The sequence below is a fragment of the Seongchinamella sediminis genome, assembly GCF_003457605.1.
GTDB classification, from domain to species: domain Bacteria; phylum Pseudomonadota; class Gammaproteobacteria; order Pseudomonadales; family Halieaceae; genus Halioglobus; species Halioglobus sediminis.
Map to the genome: position 1 here is coordinate 51208 of NZ_QRAN01000008.1, position 25179 is coordinate 76386.

The following is a 25179-nucleotide window of genomic DNA, read 5'->3' on the forward strand; positions in this document are numbered from 1 at the left end:
ATGTCAGCCACTGATACCCGCCTGTCGCGCCTGCAGATAAATCAGGTTCGCAATCTTCAGCGTGTCAAACTGGAGGACCTGCGTCGGGTCAACGTATTTTATGGGCTTAACGGCAGCGGCAAGACCAGTGTTCTCGAGGCGATACACCTGTTGGGCATGGCGCGCAGTTTTCGCGGCAGTATTCGTTCCCTGGTCAGCCACGATAAAAACGACTGCACGGTGTTCGGTGCCCTGAGCCCCGGTAATACTACCCTGGGTGTGCAGCGGGGCAGGACCGGGGATGTGCGGATAAAAATAGCCGGCGCGCCGGTGAGAACCGTGGCCGAGCTGGTTGAGTACCTACCCCTGCAGGTGATCAATGCGGATAGTTTCGAACTCCTGATGGGTGCCCCGGCAGCGCGGCGCAGGTACCTGGACTGGGGGGTGTTCCACGTGGAACATCGCTTTTTTGCCCAGTGGCAGCGCTTCCAGCGGGGAATAAAACAACGCAATATGCTGCTGCGCCGTGCTAAAATGGCCACCGAAGAACTGTCCGTATGGACCCGCGAGCTCGCCCAGTCCGGGGAGGCCCTCAACCAGTACAGGGACGCCTATTTCCGGCGCCTGTCACCCCGGTTTTTAGAGATCATGACCCGGCTGGCCCCTTCTCTCGGCGGCCTGGAGCTTCGTTATCGAAGAGGCTGGGATAAGCAGCTCCCCTACGCTGACGCCCTGGCCAACAGTACGGACTCCGACCGTGAGCAGGGTTTCACCCACGTGGGGCCCCAGCGTGCGGATATAAAAGTACTGAGCGATGGTCACAGTGCTGCCGAGACCCTCTCCAGGGGGCAGCAAAAGCTCGTGGTCTGCGGTTTGAAGCTCGCCCAGGGGCAGCTGATGACAGAGATGGGTAAGGGGCACTGTACTTACCTGGTAGACGATCTGCCGTCAGAGCTGGATCGCAATCACTGTGGCCGGGTGTGTGAATTGCTGGCGATGATGAAGGTTCAGGTGTTTATAACCTGCGTACAACAGCGGGATATTGGGGATGTATGGCCCGACGACGACAAACAGGCGCTGGCCATGTTCCACGTGGAACATGGCGCAGTAAATCCTGTTCCGGCGTAAACCGGGCTTAAGACAAGGTAAAACGAGAGTTATTTCATGAGCGACGACACAGAACAGAACTACGATTCATCGAGTATCAAGGTGCTGAAGGGCCTGGACGCGGTGCGCAAGCGTCCGGGCATGTACATTGGCGACACCGATGACGGCACCGGCTTGCACCACATGGTGTTCGAACTGGTGGATAACTCGATTGACGAGGCCCTCGCGGGCCATTGCAGCCGCATTGACATCGTCATTCACCCGGATGAATCCGTTACCGTCAGCGACGATGGTCGAGGTATTCCCACGGAAATGCATGATGAGGGGGTATCGGCGGCTGAAGTCATTATGACCGTGCTACACGCGGGCGGAAAATTCGATGACAACACCTACAAAGTGTCCGGCGGCTTGCACGGGGTTGGGGTCTCCGTGGTCAATGCCCTTTCTTCCGAGCTGGTGTTGACGATCCGCCGGGAAGGCAAACTCTACGAGCAGGTCTACCGCCATGGTGTACCTGACGCACCCCTGGCGGTTATAGGGGACACGGAAAGCTCCGGAACCTCGGTGCGCTTCCATCCCTCCGCAGAGACCTTCACCAATATTGAATTTCACTTCGACCAGTTGGCCAAGCGTCTGCGGGAACTGGCCTTCCTCAATTCAGGGGTCTACATTGCCCTGAAAGACGAACGCAGCGGCCAGGAAGAGGTCTACAACTACGAGGGCGGGCTTAACGCATTCGTGGATTACCTTAACCAGAACAAGACGCCGGTTAACAAGCCGTTTTATTTTCAGATAGATACGGATGAAGGCATCGGGGTGGAAGTCGCCCTGCAGTGGAACGACTCGTTCCAGGAGAGCATTCTCTGTTACACCAACAATATCCCCCAGCGCGACGGCGGTACTCACCTGGCAGGCTTTCGCGCCGCGCTGACCCGCAACCTGAACGCCTACATCGAGCGGGAGGGCCTGGCCAAGAAGGCTGCCGTTTCCACCACGGGCGATGACGCCCGGGAAGGTTTGACCGCGATCATCTCGGTGAAAGTGCCGGATCCCAAGTTTTCCAGCCAGACCAAGGACAAGCTGGTCTCCTCGGAGGTGAAAACCGCGGTGGAGCAGGCCATGAACGCCCGCTTCAGCGACTACCTGCTGGAAAACCCCCAGGAAGCCAAGGCAGTGGTCGGCAAGATGCTCGATGCCGCCCGGGCCCGGGAAGCGGCGCGCAAGGCCCGGGAGATGACCCGGCGCAAGGGCGCCCTGGATATTGCCGGCCTGCCCGGCAAGCTCGCCGACTGCCAGGAGAAGGACCCTGCCCTGTCGGAACTGTACCTGGTGGAGGGCGACTCGGCCGGTGGCAGTGCCAAGCAGGGACGCAACCGCAAGTTCCAGGCGATTCTCCCCCTCAAGGGCAAGATACTCAATGTGGAAAAAGCCCGCTTCGACAAAATGCTGGGCTCGGCGGAAGTGGGCACCATTGTCACCGCCCTCGGCTGTGGCATCGGCAAGGAGGAATTCAACCCGGACAAGCTGCGCTACCACAGCATTATTATCATGACCGATGCGGACGTGGACGGCTCCCACATCCGCACCCTGCTGCTGACTTTCTTCTTCCGCCAGATGCGGGAGTTGATCGAGCGCGGCCACGTCTATATTGCCCAGCCGCCCCTGTACAAGATCGCCAGAGGCAAGCAGCACCAGTACCTCAAGGATGATGAGGCGCTCAACCACTACCTGACCCAGTCGGCCCTGGAAGGCGCGTCGATCTTTGTCAATCCGGATGCGCCGCCAATCTCGGGGTCAGCCCTGCAGGCGCTGGTAGACCAGTACCGGGCAGTCGCCGCGACCATAGATCGCCTGTCGAGGCTCTATTCACCCGCGGTATTGTGGCAGATGGTCTACGGTGCGTCCCTCAGTGTTGACGACATGAAGGACGAGGACGCCGTCACCCGCTTCGCGGAGCAGATAAGTAGGCGCTTACTATCGGTGGAGTCCGGCGCTGCCCGGTACGACGTGGTGGTGCGCAAGGACCAGGAGCGCAAACTGTTCTTCCCGGTGGTGAAACTGCTGGCCCACGGTGTGGAGTCGGAAACCGAGTACCACCACGAGTTTTTCTCATCCGGTGAGTACCGCAGCATGGTGGAACTGGGCAACACCCTGAACACCCTTATAGAGGAGGAAGGTTACTTCCAGCGCGGCGAAAAGACCCTGCAAACGCGCAGCTTCGCCGAGGGCCTGGACTGGCTGATGACCGAGGCTCGCCGGGGTTATAACATCCAGCGCTACAAGGGCCTGGGTGAAATGAATCCCGAGCAGTTGTGGGAAACCACCATGGACCCGGAAGTGCGGCGCATGCTGCAGGTGTCTATCGATGATGCGATCGCCGCGGACCAGATCTTCACCACCCTGATGGGCGACAACGTGGAGCCCCGTCGGGATTTCATCGAGGAGAACGCGCTGTCGGTGGCCAACCTGGATGTTTGAGGGCCTGGTTTATTACCGGGCGCTCCGAGAGCGTTCTCCAGCGGGCATCCCTGATAACGCCGGGTGGCATCTGTAAGAGCCACCTGGCCTCCAGCTTGCAACCCTATCCCGATTTCAGGGCGGCGATAGCCTGTGCCGCCGCTGAGTCGTGCGCCGGGTCGGTGGGCATGGGGAAGGTGACGCGGCTCGACAAGCCGGCGTAGCGCGCCCGGTAAACCTCGGCGATCTCGTCATAACTGCCCCGCGGCACAAATTTCTCCAGCATCTCGTCGGTGACGATGTCGGGCATCTCCTTCCAGGCGCCACTGCGGGTCATATCCAGTAACTGCTGCCCTTTTTCCTGCCAGCCAAAAAGTTCCAGGCTGGGCCAGTAGGCCGGGGTGGAATAGAGAAAGCCCAGTAACTGGCGCTGCTTCTCCCATTCGCCGGCCACGGTATCCGCGTCCGGCCCGGTGGCCGTCAGCGGACCGAGTAACAGCTTGAAGCCCTCCCCTGTCCGTTGCGCCCTGGCAAATCCGTCCTGCAGCCGGGGAAGGCACACCTCCCGGATGTACTCAGGGGGCGTGTTGGTGGGATGGGTGATCATGCCATCGGCCACCCGCCCCACCATACGCGTCATGTCCGGGCCGACGGCGCCACACAGAATCGGGATGTCCGGGTGCTCGATGGGCCCGGGATTGAAAAACGGCTGCAGGCGGGTGAACTGGTAGTGCTCGCCCTCGAAGCACAGTCGCTCACCGGTCTGGAAGCTGTGGAAGATCGCCTTCAGCGACTGCACGTATTCGCGCAACTGGGGGACGGGCTTTTCCCAGCGCGCGGAATAGCGCTGTTCGATATTCTGTTTGATCTGGGTGCCAAGGCCCAGTTCGAAGCGGCCACCAGACATGCGCTGCAAGTCCCAGCTGGCCACGGCGACGGTCATCGGGCTGCGTGGAAATGCCACCAGCACGCCGGTTCCGACCAGCAGTTTTTCCGTGGCATTGAGAGCGAGTGCCGCCAGCAACAGGCCATCGTGAATGGCGTCCGGCACCTGCAGGCCATCAAAACCCATGGCTTCCGCCCTTGCCGCATGGGCGCCGATTTCCCCCGGGCCCATATCTTCCGGGGTAGTTGCGAATACCTGGAACATGCTTGACTCCTCAATATTTCTACAGTTAGACTGATGATCAGTTTATCTTACTTAATTTGGTGTTGGCAATGTCTCATTTTCCAAAACACGAACTGGGTCAGGCCCTGATGGTTGCCCTGAGGGACTTCCAGCGTCGCCTGGACGCGGACCTCGCCGACCGCGGCGTGCAGGGCATCCCGGCCAGACACCGCAAGGTCTTCATGCAGCTGGCGAGCGAGGGGGCCAGTCGCAGCGTCGACCTGGCCGCGAGGATTGGCGTCAGGCCGCAGTCGATGATGAAGACCGTGCATGAGCTCGAGGAACTGGGGCTGGTTTCACGCACCGCGGACCCGACAGATTCCCGGGCGAAACTGGTCACCCTGACTCCCGGGGGACGCTCGCTGATCGACGAGCTTTCCCGCTCCACCGAGATTGTCTGGGACCAGTACGCGGCGCTGGTCGGGGAGCGTGAACTGCAGCAGGCGATGCTGTTGCTGCTACGCTTAACAGCGGCTGATGTGAGCGAGGCGGCATGATGACGAAAACTGCATTCATAACAGGTGCCAGCCGCGGTATCGGTGCCGAGGCGGCGGTCGCGCTGGCGAGGCACGGCTACCGTGTGGCAATCACCGCGCGAACCCTGGCAGAGGGCGAGCAACACGACCATCTGGGCAGCGATGCGCCGCTGCCGGGCAGCCTGCAAGCCACTGCCGCGGCGGTACAAGCCGTGGGTGGAGAGGCCCTATGCCTGCAGGCCGACATCCTCGATGAGCAGAGCGTGATCGCTGCGGCGGAAACGGCGTTGGCCCAATTCGGGCATGTCGACCTGCTGTTCAACAATGCGGTCTACCAGGGGGACGGTAACCAGTCATCGGTGCTGGACGTGGCCCGGGAGCAACTGGACCGTATCTACCAGGGCAACGTGTTCACCCCCCTGGCCCTGGTGAAGACGCTGTTGCCCGGCATGCTGGCGCGTGGGCAGGGAACCATTATAAATATGGTGTCCTACACCGCGTTCAACAACCCGCCGGCGCCGGCGGACAAGGGCGGCTGGGGTTTTGCCTATCCTTCATCGAAAGCCGCGCTGGCCCGCATGGCGGGAGCTCTGCGTGCCGAGCACGCGGATTCAGGTGTCCGTATCTTCAATATGGAACCGGGTACAGTGGTCACCGAGGCGATGAAAGCCGCCGGAGTTACCGAGGAAGTGCTGGCCCGGTTCAAGCCCTGCACGCCCCAGGCCATCGCTGCCGTGGTCAACTGGCTGGCGGAAAATGAACCACACAGCGACTGGCGGCCGGAGGACACCCTGGCGGCGCCGGCCATTGCCAAGCAACTGGACCTGCTGAAGGTCCCCTCCCTACTTGGAACATGACATGAATAAAGTACTGCTGGACAAACGTGATGGCTACGCCATCGTTACCCTCAACCGGCCCGACGAGATGAATGCACTCTCGCGGGAACTGCGGTCGGATTTTGTCGCCGCCTTCGACGCCTGCTCTGCCGACGAGTCGATTCGGGTCGTCATACTAACTGGCAACGGACGGGCATTTTGCGCCGGGTTTGACCTCAAGGAGCTGGCTGGCAGTACTGAGTCAGATGCCTCCGAGGAAGCGGACAACGAGATCGCCCGGGCCATGGAGCGCTTTTCCGGGCCCATCATCGGCGCCATCAACGGCCATGCTATCACTGGAGGCTTTGAGATGGCCCTGGCCTGCGACGTGTTGCTGGCGTCGGAAAACGCGCGCTTTGCCGATACCCATGCCCGGGTCGGTATATTGCCCGGCTGGGGGCTGAGCCAGAAACTGCCGCGCCTGATCGGCGTATCCAGGGCCAAGGAAATCAGCTTTACCGGCGCACCGGTATGTGCCCAACAGGCCTATGAGTGGGGTCTGGTCAATCATGTGATTGCCGAGGACGAACTACTGCCCCGGGCAATAGCGATGGCGGAAACCATGTGTGCCTGTGTGCCGCAGGTATTGACGCAGTACAAGCAACTCATCGATGAGGGCAGCAGCAAAGCCCTGGACGAGGCCCTGGTCTGGGAGGAGCAGCAGGCCATCGCCTCGGCGAAGCAGGCGACAGCAGCATTGATTGGCGAACGCCGCGGATCCGTCATGGCCCGTGGCAGGAGTGAAAAAAAATGAACACTAAGGTAGCGCTGGTAATGGGTGGTGGCGCGGGAACCGGGCGCGCCACGGCACTGGCTTTTGCCCGCGAAGGCGCGCAGGTGGTGGTGGCGGATATCAGCGAAGACAGTGCCCGCGAAACCGCGGCCCGGATCGAGCAGGCCGGTGGCGAGGCGGTCGGCGTTGCTGCCGATATGTCCAGGGCGGAGGACATCCAGCGGGTCGTTACGAGCTGCAGAACGCGCTTCGGCGGATTGCATATGGTCTCCAACAACGCCGCCCGGGCAGCGCCGAACAAGCCGCTGACAGAACTTGAGGAGGCAGAATGGGACAACTGTATGGGCGTCACCCTGCGCGGGGTCTGGCTGTGCCTGAAGTACCAGCTGCCGCTGATCGAGGCCTCGGGAGGCGGTGCCGTTGTCAACATCGCCTCGGTGTCAGGGATTCGCGGTGAGGCCTATCAGTCCGCCTATGCCGCGGCCAAGGGTGGTGTCATCACCCTGAGCAAGGCCGCTGCCACCGAGTATGCCAGGCGCGGCGTCAGGGTGAATACGGTCTGCCCCGGCGGTATCGACACCGAGGGAATGCGCTTTTACCTGAAGAGCATGCCGGAAATGCGGGAGCGTACCCTCAATGCGCACGCTATGGGGAGGCTGGCGCAGCCGGAGGAGATTGCCGATGCGGTAATCTACCTGTGTTCCGAGAGAGCCTCGTTTATCACCGGCCACGACCTGGTGGTCGATGGTGGCATCCTGGTTCGCTCCAATGTGATTGACGCCTGATACAGGATCAGGCATACCTTACCCTGGGCAAGCACTGCATACAGGAGAGCAGATTTTATGGACAGTATTTTGAATCGATTCCGTCTGGATGGGCAGGTCGCTATCGTCACTGGATCCGGCCGCGGTATCGGCGCGGCGACCGCCCTTGCCATGGCCGATGCTGGCGCCAATGTGGTTGTCACGGCGCGAACGCTCTCCCAGATCGAGGAGACTGCGGAACAGGTTCGGGCCCGCGGTGCGAAGGCACTGACGGTGACCTGCGACGTGCTCGATCCAGAGCAGCGCAAGTCACTGGTCGAGCAGACTGTGGCAGAGTTTGGCCGTATCGATGTGCTGGTGAACAATGCCGGTGGCGCCGGGCCAAAACCGGCACTGCATACCTCTGCGGATGATTTTGACGAGACCTTTCGCTTCAATGTGACCACGGCCTTCAGTCTGTCGTGCCTGTGTGCACCGCACATGGTGGCAAGCGCCGGCAAAGGTTCTATTGTCAATATCTCCTCCGTCGCCGGCCGCTTCCCGCAACCGGGCTTTGCCGCTTATGGCGTGGCCAAAGCGGGGCTGGATTTCATGACCAGAAACCTGGCCCAGGACTTCGCGCCCAAGGTTCGTGTCAATGCCATCGCTGTGGGCTCGACCCTGACCGACGCGCTTGCCGGCGTCATGACGGAGGACCTGGAGAAGGCCATGCTGGCTCGTACTCCATTGCAGCGTCTTGGTCAGCCCGAGGACATTGCCGCCTGCGCTCTGTTCCTCGCCTCCCCCGCCGCCGATTACGTGACCGGGGAAATCTATGGGGTCAATGGCGGGCTGACCGGGACGCCCATGGAGATGCCGCGCGCGAATTTATAGCAAGTCCCGTGCCTCGACCAGTGTGAGCAGGCCTTAGGCGATCGGTGCCTCGCTCACCGCGTCGGGTTTGAAGGGGGTGTCTTCATCCGGCTGGTGTTGCTCCTGGAACTTTTCTACCTGGGTCTCCACCTTGCCGACCTTGCGGCCGTACTGGGCTATGTGGAAGGTCGCGTCGCCCTCGTAAACCAGCGGCAGGTTGGTGCGCCCGATCACCACCCCGTGGGTGGTCGCAACAATGGGGGTCTCGGTAGTGCCCAGTGGGTCGGCCACCACTGCGATCACCTGCCCTTTCTCGACTTTGGCCCCCAGGGGAACGAAGGTCCTGAGCACCCCGCTGTCAGGCGACCGCAACCAGCTGGTCTGGTCGCTGACGATGGGCCCTGCAGGGGGCTTTTTGCTCCGCGATCTGGGCAGCATGCCAATGCTGCGCATCACGTTGATGATGCCGGTAACCCCGGCGCGGATGTACACCTCTTCAAAGCGCAGGGCTTCTCCGGCCTCATAGAGGATAACGGGTATGCCGGAATCGCCGGCGCATTCGCGCAGGGAGCCATCGCGTATTTTGGAGTCGATGGCCAGGGGCACCGCAAACGCCTCGGTCATGGCCAGGGCGGCGGGGTCGTCCAGGTCGGCGCGAATTTGCGGGAAGTTGCTGCGGTGCCTGGCACCGGTGTGCAGGTCGATGCCGTGGGTACATTTGCTGACGACTTCGGTCAGGAAGGTGTGGGCCACCCTCCCCGTCAGCGACCCCTTGGCCGAGCCGGGAAAGGAACGGTTGAGGTCGCGGCCATCGGGCAGATAGCGGGTGTGGTGCAGGAAGCCGTAGACATTGACGATGGGAATAGCGATCAGGGTACCGCGGATACTTTTCAGCGCCCGATGCTGCAGCACCCGGCGGATGATTTCCACCCCGTTGATCTCGTCGCCATGAATTGCGCCGCTGATAAAGAGTACCGGGCCGGGCCTCCTGCCCCGGATGATCTGCGCTGTAATCGACAGGTCATCGTGGGTGTACATGGCGGCAACGGGAAGGCGTATGGTCTTCCGCTGCCCGGGAGAGACGGTGAAGCCACCTATTTCCAGGTCTGACATGTTGTTGATATCCCAGTTGCCGGCAACGACTGCTTAGCCGGCGGGTTGAACCTTCGGCTTTTTGTGCCGGCCCTGGACAAAGGAGCGGCCCGGATCCACCAGATGGTTCTTGCGGATCGCGGTGCGGCCCAGCAGGGCCCGGAATTTCATTGAGTCCCGGTCGGTCAGGGTGACTTCCGCGGCAAAATGCTCGCTGCCGACAGTGATTGTGGTTTCTATCACATAGCGCGTTTCCTCGTGCCCCCCCGAGTCGCGCACAATTCGCCGGTCTTTCACCGGCGCTTCGCAGTGCAATTCGGTCTCGTTGTCGCGCTGGTTGGGGTGGATGCCGAAGCGGATCCACTGCGCCCCATCGCGCTCAAAGGACTTGACGTAGAATGCGTGCAGGCAGCTGGTGCGGGCGCCAGTATCGACCTTGGCCTTGATGCTGGCTATACCGAGGTCGGGAAAACCCAGCCATTCCCGCCAGCCGAGGATGACCTTGTCGGCGCTCATGCTTCATCCCTTGTCGACATATCCAGCTGGGTGTCCAGCTCCTGGACCACGGGGCTGCGCTTGCGCTGCGTCCGCGCCGGGATCAGCCCGCGCATGGCTTCCATCTTGCCAAAGCACAGCAGTTTATCGCCGGGCTCGAGTACCCGGGTGCCCTTGGGGTTGGGAATAACCTTGTTACCCCGGTACATGGTGAGCACATTGACGTCATTGTCCCAAAGCTTGGTCTCGGTGATGGTCTGGCCGACAAACTTTGAGCCTTCCGGCACATAAATCTCGGTCACGCCGTAGCCCTTGCTGACGGTCAGCCGCTGGCGCAGGTCGATCTCGGGGAAATCCACCTGGGCCGCGATGTAGTCGACGACGGCGCCGGCGATGTCCAGTTCGGTTGCCGTTTCGATGCCTTCCAGCCCCGGCGATGAGTTCACCTCCATCACCTGGGGCCCATTCTTGCCCTCGAGCATGTCGACACCGGCCACTCGCAGGCCGAGGATCTGCGCACAGCGAACGGCGGTCTCGGTGTACTGCTCATCCAGTTCCACCGGCTCTGCAATGCCGCCGCGATGGACATTACTGCGAAACTCCTGGCCCTGGGCCACCCGGCGCATGGTGGCGACCACCCGGTCTCCGACCACAAAGGCGCGGATGTCCTTGCCCTTGCTCTCGGCGACAAACTTCTGAATCAGCACGTTCTGCTTCTGGCTCTGCAGCAGTTCGATGATGGATTCTGCCTGCTTGACCGATTCCGCCAGCAGTACACCAATGCCCTGGGTTCCCTCAATGAGTTTGATTACAACCGGCGCGCCGCCAACCCGTTCAATGGCTGGTAGCACGTCCTTCTTGTCGCGCACGAAGGTAGTGCGGGGAATGCCCACGTGATGACGGCTGAGAATCTGCAGGCTGCGCAGTTTGTCGCGGGAGTTGGCAATGCCGTGGGCCGTGTTGGCACAGAACACGTCCATTTCCTGGAACTGGCGCACCACCGCTGTCCCGTAGTAGGTGATGGATGCGCCAATACGTGGCAGCACGGCGTCATATTCGCTCAGGCGCTTTTGCCGGAAATACAGTTCCGGACTGCCGCGGTCCAGGTCGATGGCGAACTTGAGGGTATTGAGTATTTTGACCTTGTGGCCGCGCTGTTCGGCCGCCTCTTTGAGTCGTCGGGTGCTGTAGGCGTGGGGGCTACAGGAGAGTATTGCTAATTTCATGCTGGGTTACCGGTTTGTGGTGAATTTACCGTGTATCCGCGCGCTGTGCCAGACAGCGAGGCGTGCAGGCAGGCCGGCACCGCGGCCGGCGATTCTGCTACAGGACGGCTTGAGTGCAAATGATGAACGTTTGGCACTATTTATCAATAGCCAGCTGATTTTGGGCATCTGGTACAAGATTGTTCGCCGTCTAGATAATGCTCGCCAGCAGGGTGGCGGTGCCGAGGAACGCCAGGAAGCCGGATACGTCGGTTACTGTGGTTAATATGATAGACGAGGCCGTGGCCGGGTCCTGGCCCAGCCGCGATAGTACCATGGGAACCAGGGCGCCGGAGATACCGGCCATGACCATGGCGGTAATCATGGCGATCGCGATCACCACGGCCAGGCCGAAAGACTGGCTCCAGGCCCATACCCCCAGGCCACAGGTCAGTGCCAGGGCGGAGCCGTTGATCAGGCCGATCTGGACTTCCTTGGTCAACACCTGACGCCAGTGCAGGGTGTTGATTTCCTTCAGAGCCAGCCCGCGCATGGTCACCGCCAGGGCCTGCGAGCCGGCGTTGCCGGATTGACCTGCCACCACCGGCAGGAGAATGGCCAGTGCGGTGAACTGGGCAATAGTCGCTTCAAACAGACCGACGACCGCAGCCGCGAGAAAAGCGGTGAGCAGGTTGATGTGCAGCCACACCAGCCGCCGTTTGACAGCGAACAGCGGCGGTGACAGCGCGCGCTCATCGGCGCTGGCACCCACCATGCGCTGGATACCCGCGGTAGCAGCTTCTTCCGCCGCCTGGAACAGGTTGGCGTAGCGGATGATACCCAGCAGCTTCAGGTCGTGATCTACCACGGGTATGGAGTCGACTTTGCTCTGGTCGAACAGTTCCACCAGATCCTCTTCGGTCGACGTCAGGTTGGCGACGGCATCCACGCTGTTGAGTATTTCTGCCATCAGGGTATCGGGCTCGGCAAGGGCCATATCCTGCAGGTCGACGCGACCCACGAGCACGTCCTCCTCGGTGACTACGTACAGCGAACGCACCCGCTGCGCCCGGGACCGGCGCAGTTCGGCCAGTGCCTCACCTACGGTCTGGTCGGCCCGGTAGCGGGCACGCAGTTTGTCCATGAACCGGCCGGCGGTGTGTTCGGGAAACTCGAGCAATTCCCGGAATTCGCTTTGCAGGCTCTTGGGCAGGCTGTCGAGAGTTGACGCCAGCTCCTCTTCATCCAGGCTGCGCAGTATCAGCAGCGCGGTCCTGACATCGGCCCGCTGCAGCACCCTGGCCCTGCGCTCGGTGTCCAGGGTGGTAAAAATGGGCTTGAGCCGGCCGGGGTCGACATATTCCAGCAGGCGGCTCAAACCGTCGTCGGACAGCTGGGCCAGTTCGTCCGGGGGCAGCGCATGCTGTTCAACAACCCGGGCGGCATCGGCGGGAAACGCCCGCACATAGTGTTCGCGCAGTTCTTCGGCGAGGTTCATTTGTGCTTGTCCAGGGTGGCTTCCAGCAGCCGCGCACAGACATCCAGGTAGGCATTGGCCATTTCCGAAAATATCTGCTCCAGGTTAAAGGTCACGGCGCTGGCATCTCCGGCCACGCGGGTTACTGTGGCCCGGCTCACCACCCCGATCACCCGGTGCCTGCCATCGACCACGGGCAGCTCCGGGTAGTGCAGCCACTGGCGGGCCGACACGGCGGTGCGGACATTGGTGAATCCGTTGAGAGCCTCCACCGGGTCGGCGACCTCGCCTACCGGCAGGCCGCGGTTCTTGCGGGCAATCACCGCCTGCAGGCCGAGCAGGCCCAGGTATTTTCCGGCCTCATCGATGACCAGCACGGTGCGCGGACTGGTATCGGTGTTGACGGAAAGCTGCTCATAAAAGTCACCGCAGCTGGTGGCCTCGGTCACCCGGATGAATTCCTTGGTGACCAGCGAGGCAACGCTGTGGGTCGGAAATTCCAGCAGTTCACAGAGCGGTCGCCGTTGCCGTTTGGGCACTGTTTCCAGCACGGCCGAATAGCGCGACTCGTGCAGGTGCGACGCCAGGGTCACGGCGTCATCGCCCTGGGCGATGAGTAACAGGCGTCCCACCAGTGCCGGATCCAGGGTGCGCAACAGTCCCATCAGCTGCCAGCTGGAGAGACAGGCCATCAACCCGGCCGCCGTGGCCAGGGGCAGGCTTTCTACCAGCGCCTGCAGCTCCGCCAGGTCGTGGCTGGTGAGCAGGGCCGCCATGTCGTCTGGCTTCTCGGCGGCGAACTGCAGCAGCAGCTGGTCATCTATTTGCACGGGAGTCACTCTCGGGCTCTTCCTTGACCAGCAGGACTTCGGTGTCCATAAAGCGGGCGGTAGGAATGGTCATCAGTCCCTTGCCGGATTCAATAACCACGGCGGTACTGAGGATTTCGACGATGGCCCCCTGGTTGCCGTCGATGCGAATGATGTCGCCAATCCGGTAGCGCTCCAGGGAGCGCCGGGCCAGCAGGTTCTCCACCAGCTGGCGGCTGCCCAGGGCGAAGGCCAGCGACAGGCCGCCAAAGAAGAAGGCCAGCAGGATCACCATGACGTTGGAGATAAAGGAAATGTCGATAGCGGTCTGCGCCAGGCCCGTCAGTATGGCCGCGGTGACTACGATCAGCTGGGCGAAGCGTGGCACCAGGTGATCGGTGGTAACACCCATCAGTCCGGCTAGCAGGCTGCGCACCACCAGGCCAAGCAGGTAGCCAGACAGTATGATCAGGCCGCCCAGCAACAGCTGCGGCACATACTGCAGCAGCAGGCCCAGCCACTCCCTGACCACAGAAATGCGCAGGGTTTGCAGCGCTGCGAGCAGGAAAAATACCAGCGTACCGTAGTAGACAGTGCCCCTGGCGATACCGCGCAGGGTTCTCAGGTCCAGTCTTTCCAGTCGCGACGGGGCACGGCGCCGGAGGTAGCCTTCCAGCGACATCAACCAGCGCTCCACTACCGTCGACAGCAGTCTGGCCAGCAGGAAACCGGCGATGGCGATCAGGATCGCCAGCAATTCCGGTTGTTCGTTAAAAAGATCGGACACCATCAATGGATCCCTATTCCCCGAGCGCCTTTAAATACTAGTTGCTGGTCCCGGGGGGCGCCAGCCTGTTGTCAGCGCTGCGACCTGGCCTGGATCTGCTGGCGCAGGCTGCTGCGTTTCACCGGTGCTGTTGGAGGAAACAGTTTTTGTGGGAAGCAGGTGTTACCACGTTCCAGTTTGATCACCGGTTTTTGCAGGATCAGGGAGTTGGGGTAAGTGATGATATTGCCGGCTTCAGTGCGGATAAGCACATGGAACAGGCTGATCTCCTCTACCGTGCCCGATATGTCGAAATCGGCGTCGGTCACCTTGATCAGGTCACCCACCCGGTAGGGAAAGCCGAAGAAGATAATCATGCTGGCGGTGATGTTGCTGAGGATGGACCACTGGGCGAACATGGCGACGCCCACCACCGCAAATACCGATGACAGGAACAGCGAAACCTCGCTGTAGCCCAGCCCCAGCACCAGGCAGATGACGAATACAAACACCGTAAACAGGGCGATGTTGGCGGTTTTGCTCAGGTACTTCATCCGCACCGCGGTCACCTGCTTGCTCGCCCCGAGACGTTTGAAGGTCGCGGCCATCGCCCTGGCCAGAAACAGGTAAACCAGCAGGCACAATACCAGTGAGAGCGTCTTCATGGTGCATTCTCCCTGTTCGGTTCACCCGGGTTCTCGGTTTCATCGGTAGAGCGTGGGTCCAGCTCGAAGTTGGCAGGCGCCATTTCTGCGGCCACTGCCTCGAAGGGTGTCTGTTCCTCCACGGTCACGGCACGCGGCACTCGCAACAGGGCGTAGAGAATAAGCGCAAACAGCAGGAACAATATAGCGTATGTCCAGAACATGGATGAGGCGCCAAACAGGCTCATCACCTGGCCCATGGCCACGGGGGCGACAACGGCGCCCATGGCGTGCAGCAGCAGCACCGCGGTGCCGATGGAAACGAACTCCTCGCTGGAGCTGACGTCCGCCGCGGTAGCCAGGGAGATGGCATAGATGGGCATGGCCATGGCGCCAAATACGAACACCGCTGCCAGGAACCAGGCCTGGGCGGTGCCCATTGCCACCGCCACCGAACTGAGGGCGGCGCCGAGGCAGAGCAGGACCAGGATATAGCGCCGGTCCATACGGTCGGACAGCCAGCCAAGCGGGTACTGCAACATCGCCCCGCCGACGATGGCGGTACTCATGAACCAGGTCACGTAATCGTTGGATTGGCCGATATCACTGGCAAACAGCGCGCCAACCGACCAGAAGCTGCCCATGACGAGCCCCGAAAGCAGCGCACCGGCAAAGGCGGTTTGTGAGCGGTCGAAAAGCAGGCTGAAGCCGCTCTGGGTCTGCTGCACCGGACTGGGGATGATCCGCCGGGTGAGGCCGATGGGGATGATCGCCAGGGCCATGAATACTGCCGCCAGGGTATAGGGCACGGAGCTGTCCACCGGACCGACATTGATCAGGAACTGGCCGGCGGTCATTGCCGCCAGGGTAATGAAGGTGTAAATAGCAAGAATCCGGCCGCGGGTCTCCGCAGTGGACTGGCTGGTCAGCCAGCTCTCGATTACCGCATAAAGTCCGCAAACCGCCAGGCCGGTAATAAACCGCAACACCAGCCAGGCCTGCCAGTTGTCGATCATCTCCAGCAGCAGCAAGCCGCTGATCATTGCTGCCGCCAGCACCGCAAAACAGCGAATATGCCCCACCCGGCCAATAATCGGCGGTATGCCCAGGCAGCCGACGATAAAACCGAGGAAATAGCTGGAGGCGCTGAGGCCGATCAGCCACTCCGGCATACCGAGGGCACTGGCCCGCAAGGGCAACAGGGTCAGCTGCATGCCGTGCCCCACCAGCAGCAGGGCGGTCGATAGCAACAGGGAGCTTACTGTAAGCAGCACTTTCATGGTTGGCGATTACTACCCGGGAGGTTTCTGTTCGATGGCAATAATACGATGGCTTGCGGCCGGCTCATACATTTTTTGGCAGTCGCCGGGCTCAATCCAGCCGACCCCATAACCATTCGTCGCAGGCAGCCTGCCGTTCACCGAAGCGCAGCAGTCGCTCACCGAATCGCGGTTTTACCCGGGGGATCATTCACCTACTGTTATTCCCAACACCAGCGCAGGACGGGCCTGAACTGGTACCAAGACGGCAAGTGGCCGGATTACTGTAGGGAGATACACCATGAACAATATAGCGAACAAAAGCATTCTGTCCGTTGCTGCACTGACCCTGGCCGCGGGCCTGTCGTCCCAGGCCGTGGCCGGCGCAATCGATGAGACATTGGTACACGGCGCGGCGGTTGCCACCAAAACAGTCACTTACGACCGTGCCGAGCTCGCTACCGCCGATGGCCGTGCCCGGGTTGAGCGCCGGATCGAGAACGCAGCCGCGGCAGTGTGCGGCTCTACCGGCTTCCGCGAGGCCGGCAGCCTGGCGATCGCCAGCAAAAACAAAGCCTGCATCGCCCAGGCGACGGCATCCGCCATGAGCCAGGTAGGGGCAGACCGGGTCGCCGCTATCGACTGACCAACAGCTCCCGGCTCCTGCAACCCCTGGCGGGAGTCACTTCGGGGCACTGCTTGCGGAGGCAGTGCCCCTTCGCTGTTCTGGTGACCTGTGCAGACCGGCAGGACCGAGGACCGCCAGACCGGCGATGATGCCGGGAAGCCCCTCGTAAATATACTGTTCCAGCCCCAGCCAGCGCCACAGCAGGGCAGTGGCAAGGCCAGTGGCCAGCGCCGACAGGCTGAGCACCTGAGATGGCCGCCAGTCAAGGCAGAGGGCAAGCAGCAGGGGCGCAAAGGCGCTGGCCAGCGCCGACCAGGACATGATCACCAGGCTGAATACGCTCTGGCTGTTAATCAGGGCCAGGGCCAGGGCCGAGGCGGTGATGACAACGGTGGCGGCCTTTATCAGCAGGGTTTGTTCGATGCGGTGGGGCAGCAGGTCGTGGGTTATCGTCGCCGAGCAACTGAGGATGAGCGAGTCCGCGGTGGACATGGTAGCGGCAAAAATCCCGGCCAGGATAAGTCCCACCAGCGCGGGGGGCAGAAGCTCCAGCGACATGGTCGGCAGCGCCAGTTCGGCGTCGAAGGAGGCGGTATCGCCCAGGTAGATCCGCGATAGCAGTCCGACACAGGTGGCGAGGCTGTAAAATGCGGTAAACCACAGGTAGTACCAGATCCGCGCCCGGCGCATGTGGCCGGAGCTGTCCAGGGACATGAAGCGCACCATGACGTGGGGCTGGGCGATGACCGACAGTCCGGCAAACATCCAGCCGAGCACAAACAGGGCCATGCCACCGAAGCCCGGTAGCAGCAGGTCCGCGGGAAACCAGTCAGTAAAGCCGGGAATGGCATCCATGGCCGCGAGCGATGCCGCCGGCCCGCCCATGGCGCTGGTGGCAACGTAAAACAGCACCGCCATGGCCACAATCATGACGAAGGACTGGGCGGCGTCGGTCCAGATCGAGGCGCGAATACCGCCGGCAAAGCAATACAGCGTTACCAGTACAGCCCCGAGAATCGCCCCGGTCGATTCCGGCCAGCCGAACAGGACATGCAGGGCCTTGGAGCCGGCCACCAGCTGGGCCCCGGCATAAGCCAGCAGGAACAGCAGCGATACCGCGCCAATCACCTTTTGCAGCTGGTTGTTAGCGCCACCGTACCAGTTGGCCAGCACGCCGGCGTAGCTGACCTCGCCGGTGCGTTCGGTGGCCGCGCGCAGCCTGCTGTGCACCAGCAGCGAACCGAGGAAGTCCCCGGCGATCCAGCCAATCATCAGCCAGAAGGCAGCAAAGCCGGTGACATAGGTGTAGCCGATGACGCCGATAAACATGTAGCCGCTGTTATTGGTAGCTACTGCCGACAGGCCCACCAGCCAGGGCGACACGCTGCTGTCGGCGAGGTAGTAGTCGTGACGGGAGCCGCGGCTCTTGAATGCCGATGACAGGCCGATCAGGGTGAACATGGCCAGGAACAGCAGAAAAGAGCTAATCAAGGGTTTGCTACCGCGGTAAACGTTCCGGGACCTGGTCCCGGTTTTCCTCGATCAACTCCAGCGCCCCTAGGCGAGGCATATGGCCCTGCCGTGGTCGTGCACTTCTACCAGGCAGCGGTGCAGGTTGCGCACGGCGTCCTGGTAGTCGTCATCGTTGACCACAAACTGCATGTCAACCTGGCGCATTGACTGGTGCATGGCCTGCACCCCGATGTCTGACTCCGCCAGCGCAGCTACCGCCTGGGCCAGCAGGCCGTTCACCTGCAGATCACTGCCAATCGCTGACACCAGCGATACCTTGGTCTGGTCGATGTTGGCCTCGGGGAAAATAGTCTCCAGTTCCTGGCGAATGCGCTTGACGGTTTTCAGGTTGCAGGCCAGGTAATGGGTGATGGTATTGGCATTGATATCCTTGGCCACCACCTGGGCGCGGAACCGCTTCAACACGGACAGTATCTTCTGGTCGAACTCGCCGATCTCACCGGCCATGTCCTGGTCGAACAGTTCCAGTGAGAAGACTCCCCGGGTGCCGGCAATAATCTCCACGCAGGGGGTGGCGCTGACGTAGTCGGGCGTAATCAGGGTGCCGCTGTGCTCGGGTTCGAAGGTGTTCTTGACCCGCAGGGAAATTTCGTTCTGGCGCAACCCCTTGGCGGCCTTGGGATGGATTGCCTCCATGCCGAGGTTGGCCAGCTGGTCGGCCACATCGTAATTGGTGCGGCCAATGGGTACGGCGTTGCCCTCTCCCACCAGCGCCGGATCGGCGCTGCTGAGGTGAAATTCCTTGTGGATGATGGCTTCGCTGGCGCCAGTTACCACCGCGATGCGGCTGAAGGTCATTTCGGTATAGCCGCGATCAAAGGTGGACATCAGCCCGGCCTCGGTATGAGCGTAACCAGTGACGATGGGCAGGGTGCTGGCCAGGTCACAGCCCTCGAGGGCCTTGCTGATGCGGTCATCGAGGGGCAGGTGCTCGTCGTCCCGCCAGCCGGTCAGGTCGATAAAGCAGGCGTTGATCCCGTCGCGCTGCAACAGCTGGGCGGTATTCCAGGCGCTTTGCGCCTCACCGATACTGGCGAGCATCTCGCGCACGCTGGCCAGGTGGGACTGCAGCGAGAAGTGGCCGTGCTTGCACAGGCTCTGCAGATCCAGCAGACAGGATTCCGCCGAGTCCAGACGCTCCTCGATGAAGCGGTTGGCCCGCTCCGCCGATATCAGGTCGTTGAACATGCGCGCGTTGAGTTCTCGCATTTCCGCACGCAGGGCGGCAATGGCGTTGCGCCAGCTGTCTTCCATTTCACTGCCGGCGAACAGGGAGAATACCCCCGGCTGGCCGGATTTCTTGTGCTCCAGGAGCAGGTTGGTCATGCCGCCGTAGGCAGACACGACGATAATCCTGTTGTATGGGTTGCCCGCGGCATCGCCGCGGAAAATGATGTTGTCGCGCACGGCCTCGTAATCAAGCATCGAGGTGCCGCCTATCTTTTCTACCGTATGGGTAGTCACTGCTTTAACTCCTTGGGTCTGTTAATCGGCTTGCTGTCGGTCTTTGCGCGCGACTTTCCTATGCCGAAATTTCCTCTGCGTCCAGCTCGTAAGCGCCTTCGGCATTGTGCACTTCCTTGCCGCTCAGTGGCGGGTTGAACACGCAGGCCATTTTCATTTCGCTGGTGGCGCGCAGGATGTGTTCATCGTGCTTGTCGAGAATGTAAAGGGTGCCGGGCTCGATGGGGTAAACCCGGTTGTCGGCCAGGGTTTCCACTTCCCCGGAACCGGACATGCAGTACACTGACTCCAGGTGGTTCTGGTAGTGCATGCGGAAGTCTGCACCGGCGTAGATGGTGGTGATATGGAAGGAAAAGCCCATATTGTCGCTTTTCAGCAACAAGCGCGTGCTCTCCCAGTTACCGTCGGGAGAGACGATGCGGCGGTTGCTCTGCTCTGCGTCCTGCAGGTTTCTAACTATCATGGTAGTAAATCTCGCAATCCCTGTTGGTTGGGAATGGCCGTGGCCGCGGCTCAGGCCGCCTTGACCACGTCCTCGAAGTAATCCTCTTCCTGGGAGAAGGAAGACTCGCCCGCGCAGACCTCGCGGATGGCATCCTCGACAATGTCGATGCCGCGCTGCAGGTTCTCCTGGCTGATGATCAAGGGGCACAGGAACTTGATGACCTGGTCGTCGGCGCCGCTGGTCTCGATAATGAGGCCCTTCTTGAACGCGGTGCGGGTGATTTCCCCGGCCAGCTCGCCACTGACGCAGTTAATGCCCTGGAACATGCCCCGGCCCAGGGTGGAGAAATTGCCTTCTCCATACTGGTCGACAATCGCCTGCAGTCGCTGGGCAACGTACTCACCCTTTTGCGCGATTTCATCCGCGAATTTGTTGTCCGACCAGTAGTGATCGATAGCGGCGGTGGCGGTAACGAAGGCCAGGTTGTTGCCGCGGAAAGTGCCGTTGTGCTCACCGGGCTGCCACTGGTCCAGTTCCGGGCTGAACAGCACGACAGCGAAGGGCAGGCCGTAACCGCTCAGGGACTTGGACAGGGTGATGATATCCGGCTTGATGCCCGCCTGCTCAAAGCTGAAGTAGGTCCCGGTGCGGCCACAGCCGGCCTGGATGTCATCGACAATCAGCAGCATGTCGTGCTTGCGGCACACGGCCTCGAGGTTGCGCAGCCACTCGAAGGAAGCGGCGTTAATGCCGCCCTCGCCCTGCACGGTCTCCACGATGACCGCTGCCGGGGCATCCACGCCGCTGCTGGAATCAGACAGCAGCTTGTCGAGATAGGCGGTGGTATCGATGTTCTCTCCCATGTAGCCATCGTAGGGCATGCGGGTGACGCCATTGAGCGAGGCGCCGGAGGCGCCGCGATGGTGGGAGTTACCGGTGGCGGCCAGCGCACCGAGGCTGACGCCGTGGAAGCCGTTGGTGAAGGCGATGACATTCTCGCGGCCGGTGACGTTGCGGGCCAGTTTCAGCGCCGCCTCCACCGCATTGGTGCCGGTGGGCCCGGTGAACTGGACCACATAGTCCATGCTCCTGGGCTTGAGGATTTTCTCGTTAAAGGTCTCCAGGAAGCGTCCCTTGGCCTGGGTGTGCAAGTCAAGGCCGTGGGTGATGCCGTCCTCGGCGATGTAGTCCACCAGGGCTTCTTTGAACAGGGGATTGTTGTGGCCATAGTTCAGGGTGCCGGCGCCGGCGAGGAAGTCGAGATAGCCGGTGCCGTCCTCATCGTAAAGGAACTCGCCCTTGGCGCGGTGGAACACCCGCGGGAACGAGCGGGCGTAGCTCTGTACTTCGGATTCGATTTCGTCAAAAATTTTCATGCTGTTTTCTCCATTACGGTGTTCGTTGCGGCGGTGTTGCTGGTACTTGCTTTGTTTGCGGGCAGCGGACCTATCCGTGCCAGGACCTCTGTTTCGTGGGCGCCGGCGAAGTGCAGCTGGTGCTCAAACATCTCGCTGCGGCTGAGTCGGGCATCGAAGCGGCGGGCAAAGCCCTCGAACAGCGCCCAGGACGCCTTGTTGGAATTGGTGACGGTGGTCTCCAGGTAGCGCACCTCCGCGCAGACCGGCCGGGCCAGGATATGAGCCAGCATTTTGCCGGCTACGCCCTGGCCCCGGGCGCTCTCGGCGACTGCCACCTGCCAGATAAACAGGGTGTCGGGTCGTTCCGGCACCTGGTAGCCGCTGATGGCGCAGACCAGCTCGCCGTCGGCTTCGCCGACCACCGAGGTCGCGGCAAAGTGGGAGCATTGCAGGAGATTGCAGTACACCGAGTTTTCGTCCAGGGGCGGGCAGGACTGGATAAGCCGATGTAACTGATGCCCGTCAAAGGCATTGGGTTGCCGCAGCTGGATGTGTTCCTTGTGCTCAACTATATTCATAACTAATGTTTAGTACCCGAAAGAATATTGCTTGCGAATTATATGGATTGCTCAGAATAAATCAACAAATTCAACGATTTCCGGTAATTTTCAGTAAAAGGGAACTATATAGGGCTAAATATTAGACTTGTATGAAGCCGCGTTTACCGGTTTACTACGTCACTTTGAGGACAAGATTGGAGGCGTATTGTGTCTGCTGAGCGTATCCCCCGGACTGCAAGGGCGTATAATTGGCGCCCGATGACCGCACAGGACATGGAATTGGACCGAATAGATGAAGTGCTGACCTCGCTGCGCAGGGTGATCCGGGCCACGGATTTGCACTCCCGGCAGCTGGCCAAGATTTCCGGACTGACCGCGCCCCAGATCCTGCTATTGCAGGCAATACGTAAACTGGAGGGAGCGACGATTGGCGACCTCGCCAAGGAAGTGAGCCTGAGCCAGGCCACCGTGACCAGCATCCTCGACCGGATGGAAAAACGCGGCCTGGTGCAGCGTGAGCGCTCCTCGGTGGACAAACGCAAGGTGCACGCCTGCCTGACCGAGCAGGGAATGGCCTCGTTGCAGGATGCGCCGATGCCACTGCAGGACCAGTTTGCCCGCCAGTTCAACGACCTGCAGGAGTGGGAGCAGACATCGATTATCGCCGCCCTGCAACGGGTGGCCTACATGATGGACGCCGAACACATCGACGCCTCGCCGGTGCTGGACGTGGGCACCCTGGACCGGACGCTGGAAACCACGGGCAATCTGCACGGGCTGCACCAGGGCAGCGCCAAAACGCCGCAGGAATCTTCTTCAGGCAAGAACTAGAAGCTCGCGCACCGGCCCGTTCCACGCCGGCTATCGCGGCTACTGCTCCGCCGGCGCCTCCTCCTTTTCGCGGTCCAGCTCTTCCACCCCCGGCCTGGCCTCCGGCTCGCCGGCAGCCGGGTCAACGAGCTCAATGGCCTCCAGCCGCTCCAGTTCTATATCGGCATGCACCGGCTCCAGTTCGGTCAGGTTTTTACTGGCCTTGCTCGACAGCTGGCGGAAGCGGTCCACCTTGCCCACCAGGCCCTGCTGGCCGGCCAGGCCCTTCACCGTCTGGTTGTAGTGGTTGTTGGCCGACTTGAGGGTATTGCCGAGCTTGTGCAGGCGCTCCGCCACCAGGCAGACCTGGTTGTAGATCTCCCCTGCCCGGGCACTGATTTCCCGGGCCTCGCGATTGCTCTGGTCGATCATCCACAGGTTGGCGACCGTGCGCAGGATGGGCATCAGGGTGGTGTGCGAGACCATCACCACCTGGCGCTGGTAGCCGTAGTTGAACAGGTCGCGGTTGTACTTCATGGCCTCGATATAGGCGGGTTCCACCGGCATGAACATGAGTACGAAATCCGGGCTGTCGAGGCTGGAGAGACCGGTGTAGTCCTTACCGGACAGATCGTCGATGTGATTGCGCACCGCCCGGGCATGGGCCTTGAGCGCCTCGCCCCGCGCCTCCTCGGTCTCCGCCGAGATCGCCCGTTCGTAGTCAACCAGTGACACCTTGCTGTCGATGACCAGGCACTTGTTGTCCGGCAGCTTGATGATGAAATCCGGCAGTCGCCGCTTGCCCCCGGCATCGGTGTGGCTTTCCTGGGTGGCGTAGTGGTCGCCGGGAATCAGGCCGGCCAGTTCCAGGGTGCGCTCCAGCTGTGCCTCGCCCCAGTTGCCGGTGGTTTTCTTGTCACCCTTGAGTGCGCTGGCCAGGTTGGTGGCCTGGGAGTTCATTTCCAGCCCGACTTCCAGCACTTTCCTGATTTCAGCTTCCAGGGCGGACTGGCCCTTGACCGATTCGGTGTGGACCTCGTTGATGCGCGACTGGAAGCCACTGATCTGCTCGCGAAAGGGCTTGAGCAGAGACTCCAGGGATTCGCGGTTGGTGCTGGTGAAGTGTTTGCCCTTGTCCTCGAATATGCGGTTGGCCAGCAGCTCGAATTCTTGCTTGAGGTTGTCCCTGGCCTCTTTCAGCAGGGCCATCTGGTCCTTGTGCTGTTCCTCGCGTTCTTCCTGCCGGGTCTGCAGGCGGGTGTGCTCCTGTTGCAGGCTTTGATAACGCAGGTTGTGCTGCTGTATTTGTTGCTCCAGGCCAGTCAGGGACTGGCGCTGCTCCTGCAGGCGGGCCTGCAGCTGGTGGCGCTCCACCTCCAGGGCGGTGATATCGCGATTGCTGGTCGCCAGGGCGAGCTGCAAGTCCTCGTTGCTGGCGGTAAGTTCGGCGCGCAGCCGCTCCAGCAGTTTCTGGCCGCGGACTATGCCGATCAGCAGGCCTACGGCCAGTCCGCCAACGGCAATGGCGCCGGCGACGATGAGTTGCTGGATTTCCGCCTCAGTCATGAAGTGCCCCCTGTCAGGCTGCCAGTGTAAAACAAAGGGCCTGGCAGTAGCGGATTAATTGCCCTGTGTCGGGCCCTACCTGTCGCGTTTTCAGCCGGGTTGGCTGGCCAGGATGGCCTCGCTGGCCTCGGCCAGGCTGGCGTATACCGGCACGTCACCGGGCTGCGCCAGGTCGACGTCGGGGCGGGCCAGCTGGGCCCGGGTCTGCTGGCCCTTGCCGGTGAGTACCAGCACCGGCTGGCAGCCCATGGCCCGGGCCGCCTGCAAATCCTTGAGGCTGTCGCCGACGAAGTAGCAGCCGGCCACCGATTGCTGCAGCTCCGCCTCAATGGCCCGCAGCAGGCCGGTGCCCGGTTTGCGGCAGTCGCAGCCCTCGTCCGGTAAATGGGGGCAGTAAAAGATGCCGGCGATAGCGCCGCCGCTGGCGGCCACCAGCTCGCGCAGGTGGTGGTGAATGGACTCCAGGGTGTCGAGGGTGAAATAGCCGCGACTGAGGCCCGACTGGTTGGTGGCGATGACCACATGGTAGCCGGCCCTGGACAGCGCAGCGATGGCTTCAATGCTGCCCGGTACCGGCACCCAGTCCGCCAGCGAGCGGATATAGTCATCCGAGTCCTGGTTGATCACACCGTCCCGGTCCAGGATCAGTAAAGCCAT

25 protein-coding genes and 1 pseudogene are annotated in these 25179 nt (G+C 61.5%); 9 read left to right on the forward strand and 17 right to left on the reverse strand.

The annotated features are described in order from the left end of the window. Positions 1-1107 (forward strand): DNA replication/repair protein RecF, encoded by a 1107-nt coding sequence (gene recF / locus DWB85_RS08960; protein ID WP_117953883.1) that lies wholly within the window; start codon positions 1-3, stop codon positions 1105-1107. Positions 1108-1143: 36 nt separating this feature from the next. Continuing rightward, on the forward strand, positions 1144-3564 hold the full coding sequence (gene gyrB / locus DWB85_RS08965; protein ID WP_117953884.1) for a DNA topoisomerase (ATP-hydrolyzing) subunit B: 2421 nt from the start codon (positions 1144-1146) through the stop codon (positions 3562-3564). A 103-nt stretch (positions 3565-3667) separates the two neighbouring features. On the opposite strand, the gene DWB85_RS08970 is transcribed toward gyrB, so the two are convergent. Continuing rightward, entirely contained in the window at positions 3668-4693 is a 1026-nt protein-coding gene (locus DWB85_RS08970; RefSeq protein ID WP_117953885.1) for a TIGR03617 family F420-dependent LLM class oxidoreductase, read from the reverse strand. Between the two features lie 68 nt (positions 4694-4761). Between DWB85_RS08970 and DWB85_RS08975 the strand changes: the two genes are divergently transcribed. From DWB85_RS08975 to DWB85_RS08995, 5 genes are read left to right on the forward strand one after another with little or no spacing between them, the layout of a single operon-like run. Further along, positions 4762-5208, forward strand: coding sequence for a MarR family winged helix-turn-helix transcriptional regulator (locus DWB85_RS08975; protein WP_117953886.1), 447 nt, complete (start codon positions 4762-4764; stop codon positions 5206-5208). Next, positions 5205-6044 carry an SDR family NAD(P)-dependent oxidoreductase gene (locus DWB85_RS08980; protein WP_117953887.1) on the forward strand — a complete coding sequence of 280 codons (840 nt, stop codon included), beginning with the start codon at positions 5205-5207 and terminating at the stop codon, positions 6042-6044. The genes DWB85_RS08975 and DWB85_RS08980 overlap by 4 nt, the downstream gene beginning before the upstream one ends. A gap of 1 nt (position 6045) precedes the next feature. Further along, entirely contained in the window at positions 6046-6816 is a 771-nt protein-coding gene (locus DWB85_RS08985) for an enoyl-CoA hydratase (protein ID WP_205422700.1), read from the forward strand. Continuing rightward, positions 6813-7580 carry an SDR family NAD(P)-dependent oxidoreductase gene (locus DWB85_RS08990; RefSeq protein WP_117953888.1) on the forward strand — a complete coding sequence of 256 codons (768 nt, stop codon included), beginning with the start codon at positions 6813-6815 and terminating at the stop codon, positions 7578-7580. Before DWB85_RS08985 ends, DWB85_RS08990 begins: the two co-directional genes overlap by 4 nt. Positions 7581-7637: 57 nt before the next feature. Then, positions 7638-8432 (forward strand): SDR family oxidoreductase, encoded by a 795-nt coding sequence (locus DWB85_RS08995; RefSeq protein ID WP_117953889.1) that lies wholly within the window; start codon positions 7638-7640, stop codon positions 8430-8432. Positions 8433-8465: 33 nt separating this feature from the next. On the opposite strand, the gene DWB85_RS09000 is transcribed toward DWB85_RS08995, so the two are convergent. The 9 genes and pseudogenes from DWB85_RS09000 to DWB85_RS09035 form a co-directional block, all read right to left on the reverse strand. Next, positions 8466-9524, reverse strand: coding sequence for a succinylglutamate desuccinylase/aspartoacylase family protein (locus DWB85_RS09000; protein WP_117953890.1), 1059 nt, complete (start codon positions 9522-9524; stop codon positions 8466-8468). 33 nt (positions 9525-9557) lie between these two features. Continuing rightward, entirely contained in the window at positions 9558-10019 is a 462-nt protein-coding gene (locus DWB85_RS09005) for an ATP-dependent zinc protease family protein (protein ID WP_117953891.1), read from the reverse strand. Beyond that, positions 10016-10300: a cation:proton antiporter regulatory subunit gene (locus DWB85_RS19770; protein ID WP_420820265.1), complete on the reverse strand. Its 285-nt coding sequence runs from the start codon at positions 10298-10300 to the stop codon at positions 10016-10018. Before DWB85_RS19770 ends, DWB85_RS09005 begins: the two co-directional genes overlap by 4 nt. Next, positions 10301-11224, reverse strand: a pseudogene (locus DWB85_RS09010) (ATP-grasp domain-containing protein); the annotation flags it as partial. A gap of 190 nt (positions 11225-11414) precedes the next feature. After that, the gene (locus DWB85_RS09015) at positions 11415-12701 is read right to left on the reverse strand and encodes a magnesium transporter (RefSeq protein WP_117953893.1); all 1287 of its coding nucleotides are present in this window, start codon (positions 12699-12701) and stop codon (positions 11415-11417) included. After that, entirely contained in the window at positions 12698-13519 is an 822-nt protein-coding gene (locus DWB85_RS09020) for a magnesium transporter MgtE N-terminal domain-containing protein (RefSeq protein WP_162846067.1), read from the reverse strand. The genes DWB85_RS09015 and DWB85_RS09020 overlap by 4 nt, the downstream gene beginning before the upstream one ends. Beyond that, complete coding sequence (locus DWB85_RS09025; RefSeq protein ID WP_117953895.1) at positions 13497-14279, reverse strand: mechanosensitive ion channel domain-containing protein; 783 nt, start codon at positions 14277-14279, stop codon at positions 13497-13499. The genes DWB85_RS09020 and DWB85_RS09025 overlap by 23 nt, the downstream gene beginning before the upstream one ends. Before the next feature lie 68 nt (positions 14280-14347). Next, positions 14348-14920 (reverse strand): mechanosensitive ion channel family protein, encoded by a 573-nt coding sequence (locus DWB85_RS09030; protein ID WP_117953896.1) that lies wholly within the window; start codon positions 14918-14920, stop codon positions 14348-14350. Continuing rightward, positions 14917-16179 (reverse strand): MFS transporter, encoded by a 1263-nt coding sequence (locus DWB85_RS09035; RefSeq protein WP_117953897.1) that lies wholly within the window; start codon positions 16177-16179, stop codon positions 14917-14919. Before DWB85_RS09035 ends, DWB85_RS09030 begins: the two co-directional genes overlap by 4 nt. Positions 16180-16459: 280 nt before the next feature. Here DWB85_RS09035 and DWB85_RS09040 point away from each other — a divergent pair, with 280 nt between their 5' ends. Beyond that, on the forward strand, positions 16460-16804 hold the full coding sequence (locus tag DWB85_RS09040) for a UrcA family protein (protein ID WP_117953898.1): 345 nt from the start codon (positions 16460-16462) through the stop codon (positions 16802-16804). A gap of 36 nt (positions 16805-16840) precedes the next feature. Here the strand turns inward: DWB85_RS09040 and DWB85_RS09045 are convergent, their stop codons facing one another. The 5 genes from DWB85_RS09045 to ectA form a co-directional block, all read right to left on the reverse strand. Next, on the reverse strand, positions 16841-18277 hold the full coding sequence (locus DWB85_RS09045) for a sodium/proline symporter (protein ID WP_205422701.1): 1437 nt from the start codon (positions 18275-18277) through the stop codon (positions 16841-16843). A 66-nt stretch (positions 18278-18343) separates the two neighbouring features. Continuing rightward, positions 18344-19783, reverse strand: a complete 1440-nt coding sequence (locus tag DWB85_RS09050) for an aspartate kinase (protein ID WP_117953899.1) — start codon at positions 19781-19783, stop codon at positions 18344-18346. A 58-nt stretch (positions 19784-19841) separates the two neighbouring features. Then, complete coding sequence (locus tag DWB85_RS09055) at positions 19842-20246, reverse strand: ectoine synthase (protein WP_117953900.1); 405 nt, start codon at positions 20244-20246, stop codon at positions 19842-19844. Between the two features lie 50 nt (positions 20247-20296). Continuing rightward, on the reverse strand, positions 20297-21604 hold the full coding sequence (gene ectB / locus DWB85_RS09060) for a diaminobutyrate--2-oxoglutarate transaminase (protein WP_117953901.1): 1308 nt from the start codon (positions 21602-21604) through the stop codon (positions 20297-20299). After that, positions 21601-22164 carry a diaminobutyrate acetyltransferase gene (gene ectA / locus DWB85_RS09065; protein ID WP_117953902.1) on the reverse strand — a complete coding sequence of 188 codons (564 nt, stop codon included), beginning with the start codon at positions 22162-22164 and terminating at the stop codon, positions 21601-21603. The genes ectB and ectA overlap by 4 nt, the downstream gene beginning before the upstream one ends. Positions 22165-22404: 240 nt before the next feature. Here ectA and DWB85_RS09070 point away from each other — a divergent pair, with 240 nt between their 5' ends. Further along, positions 22405-22977, forward strand: coding sequence for a MarR family winged helix-turn-helix transcriptional regulator (locus DWB85_RS09070; RefSeq protein ID WP_117953903.1), 573 nt, complete (start codon positions 22405-22407; stop codon positions 22975-22977). A 39-nt stretch (positions 22978-23016) separates the two neighbouring features. Here DWB85_RS09070 and DWB85_RS09075 read toward each other — a convergent pair whose 3' ends face one another. Together DWB85_RS09075 and gmhB are read right to left on the reverse strand one after the other, a co-directional pair. Beyond that, positions 23017-24522 (reverse strand): DNA recombination protein RmuC, encoded by a 1506-nt coding sequence (locus tag DWB85_RS09075; RefSeq protein ID WP_117953904.1) that lies wholly within the window; start codon positions 24520-24522, stop codon positions 23017-23019. Positions 24523-24612: 90 nt separating this feature from the next. After that, positions 24613-25179, reverse strand: coding sequence for a D-glycero-beta-D-manno-heptose 1,7-bisphosphate 7-phosphatase (gene gmhB / locus DWB85_RS09080; protein WP_117953905.1), 567 nt, complete (start codon positions 25177-25179; stop codon positions 24613-24615).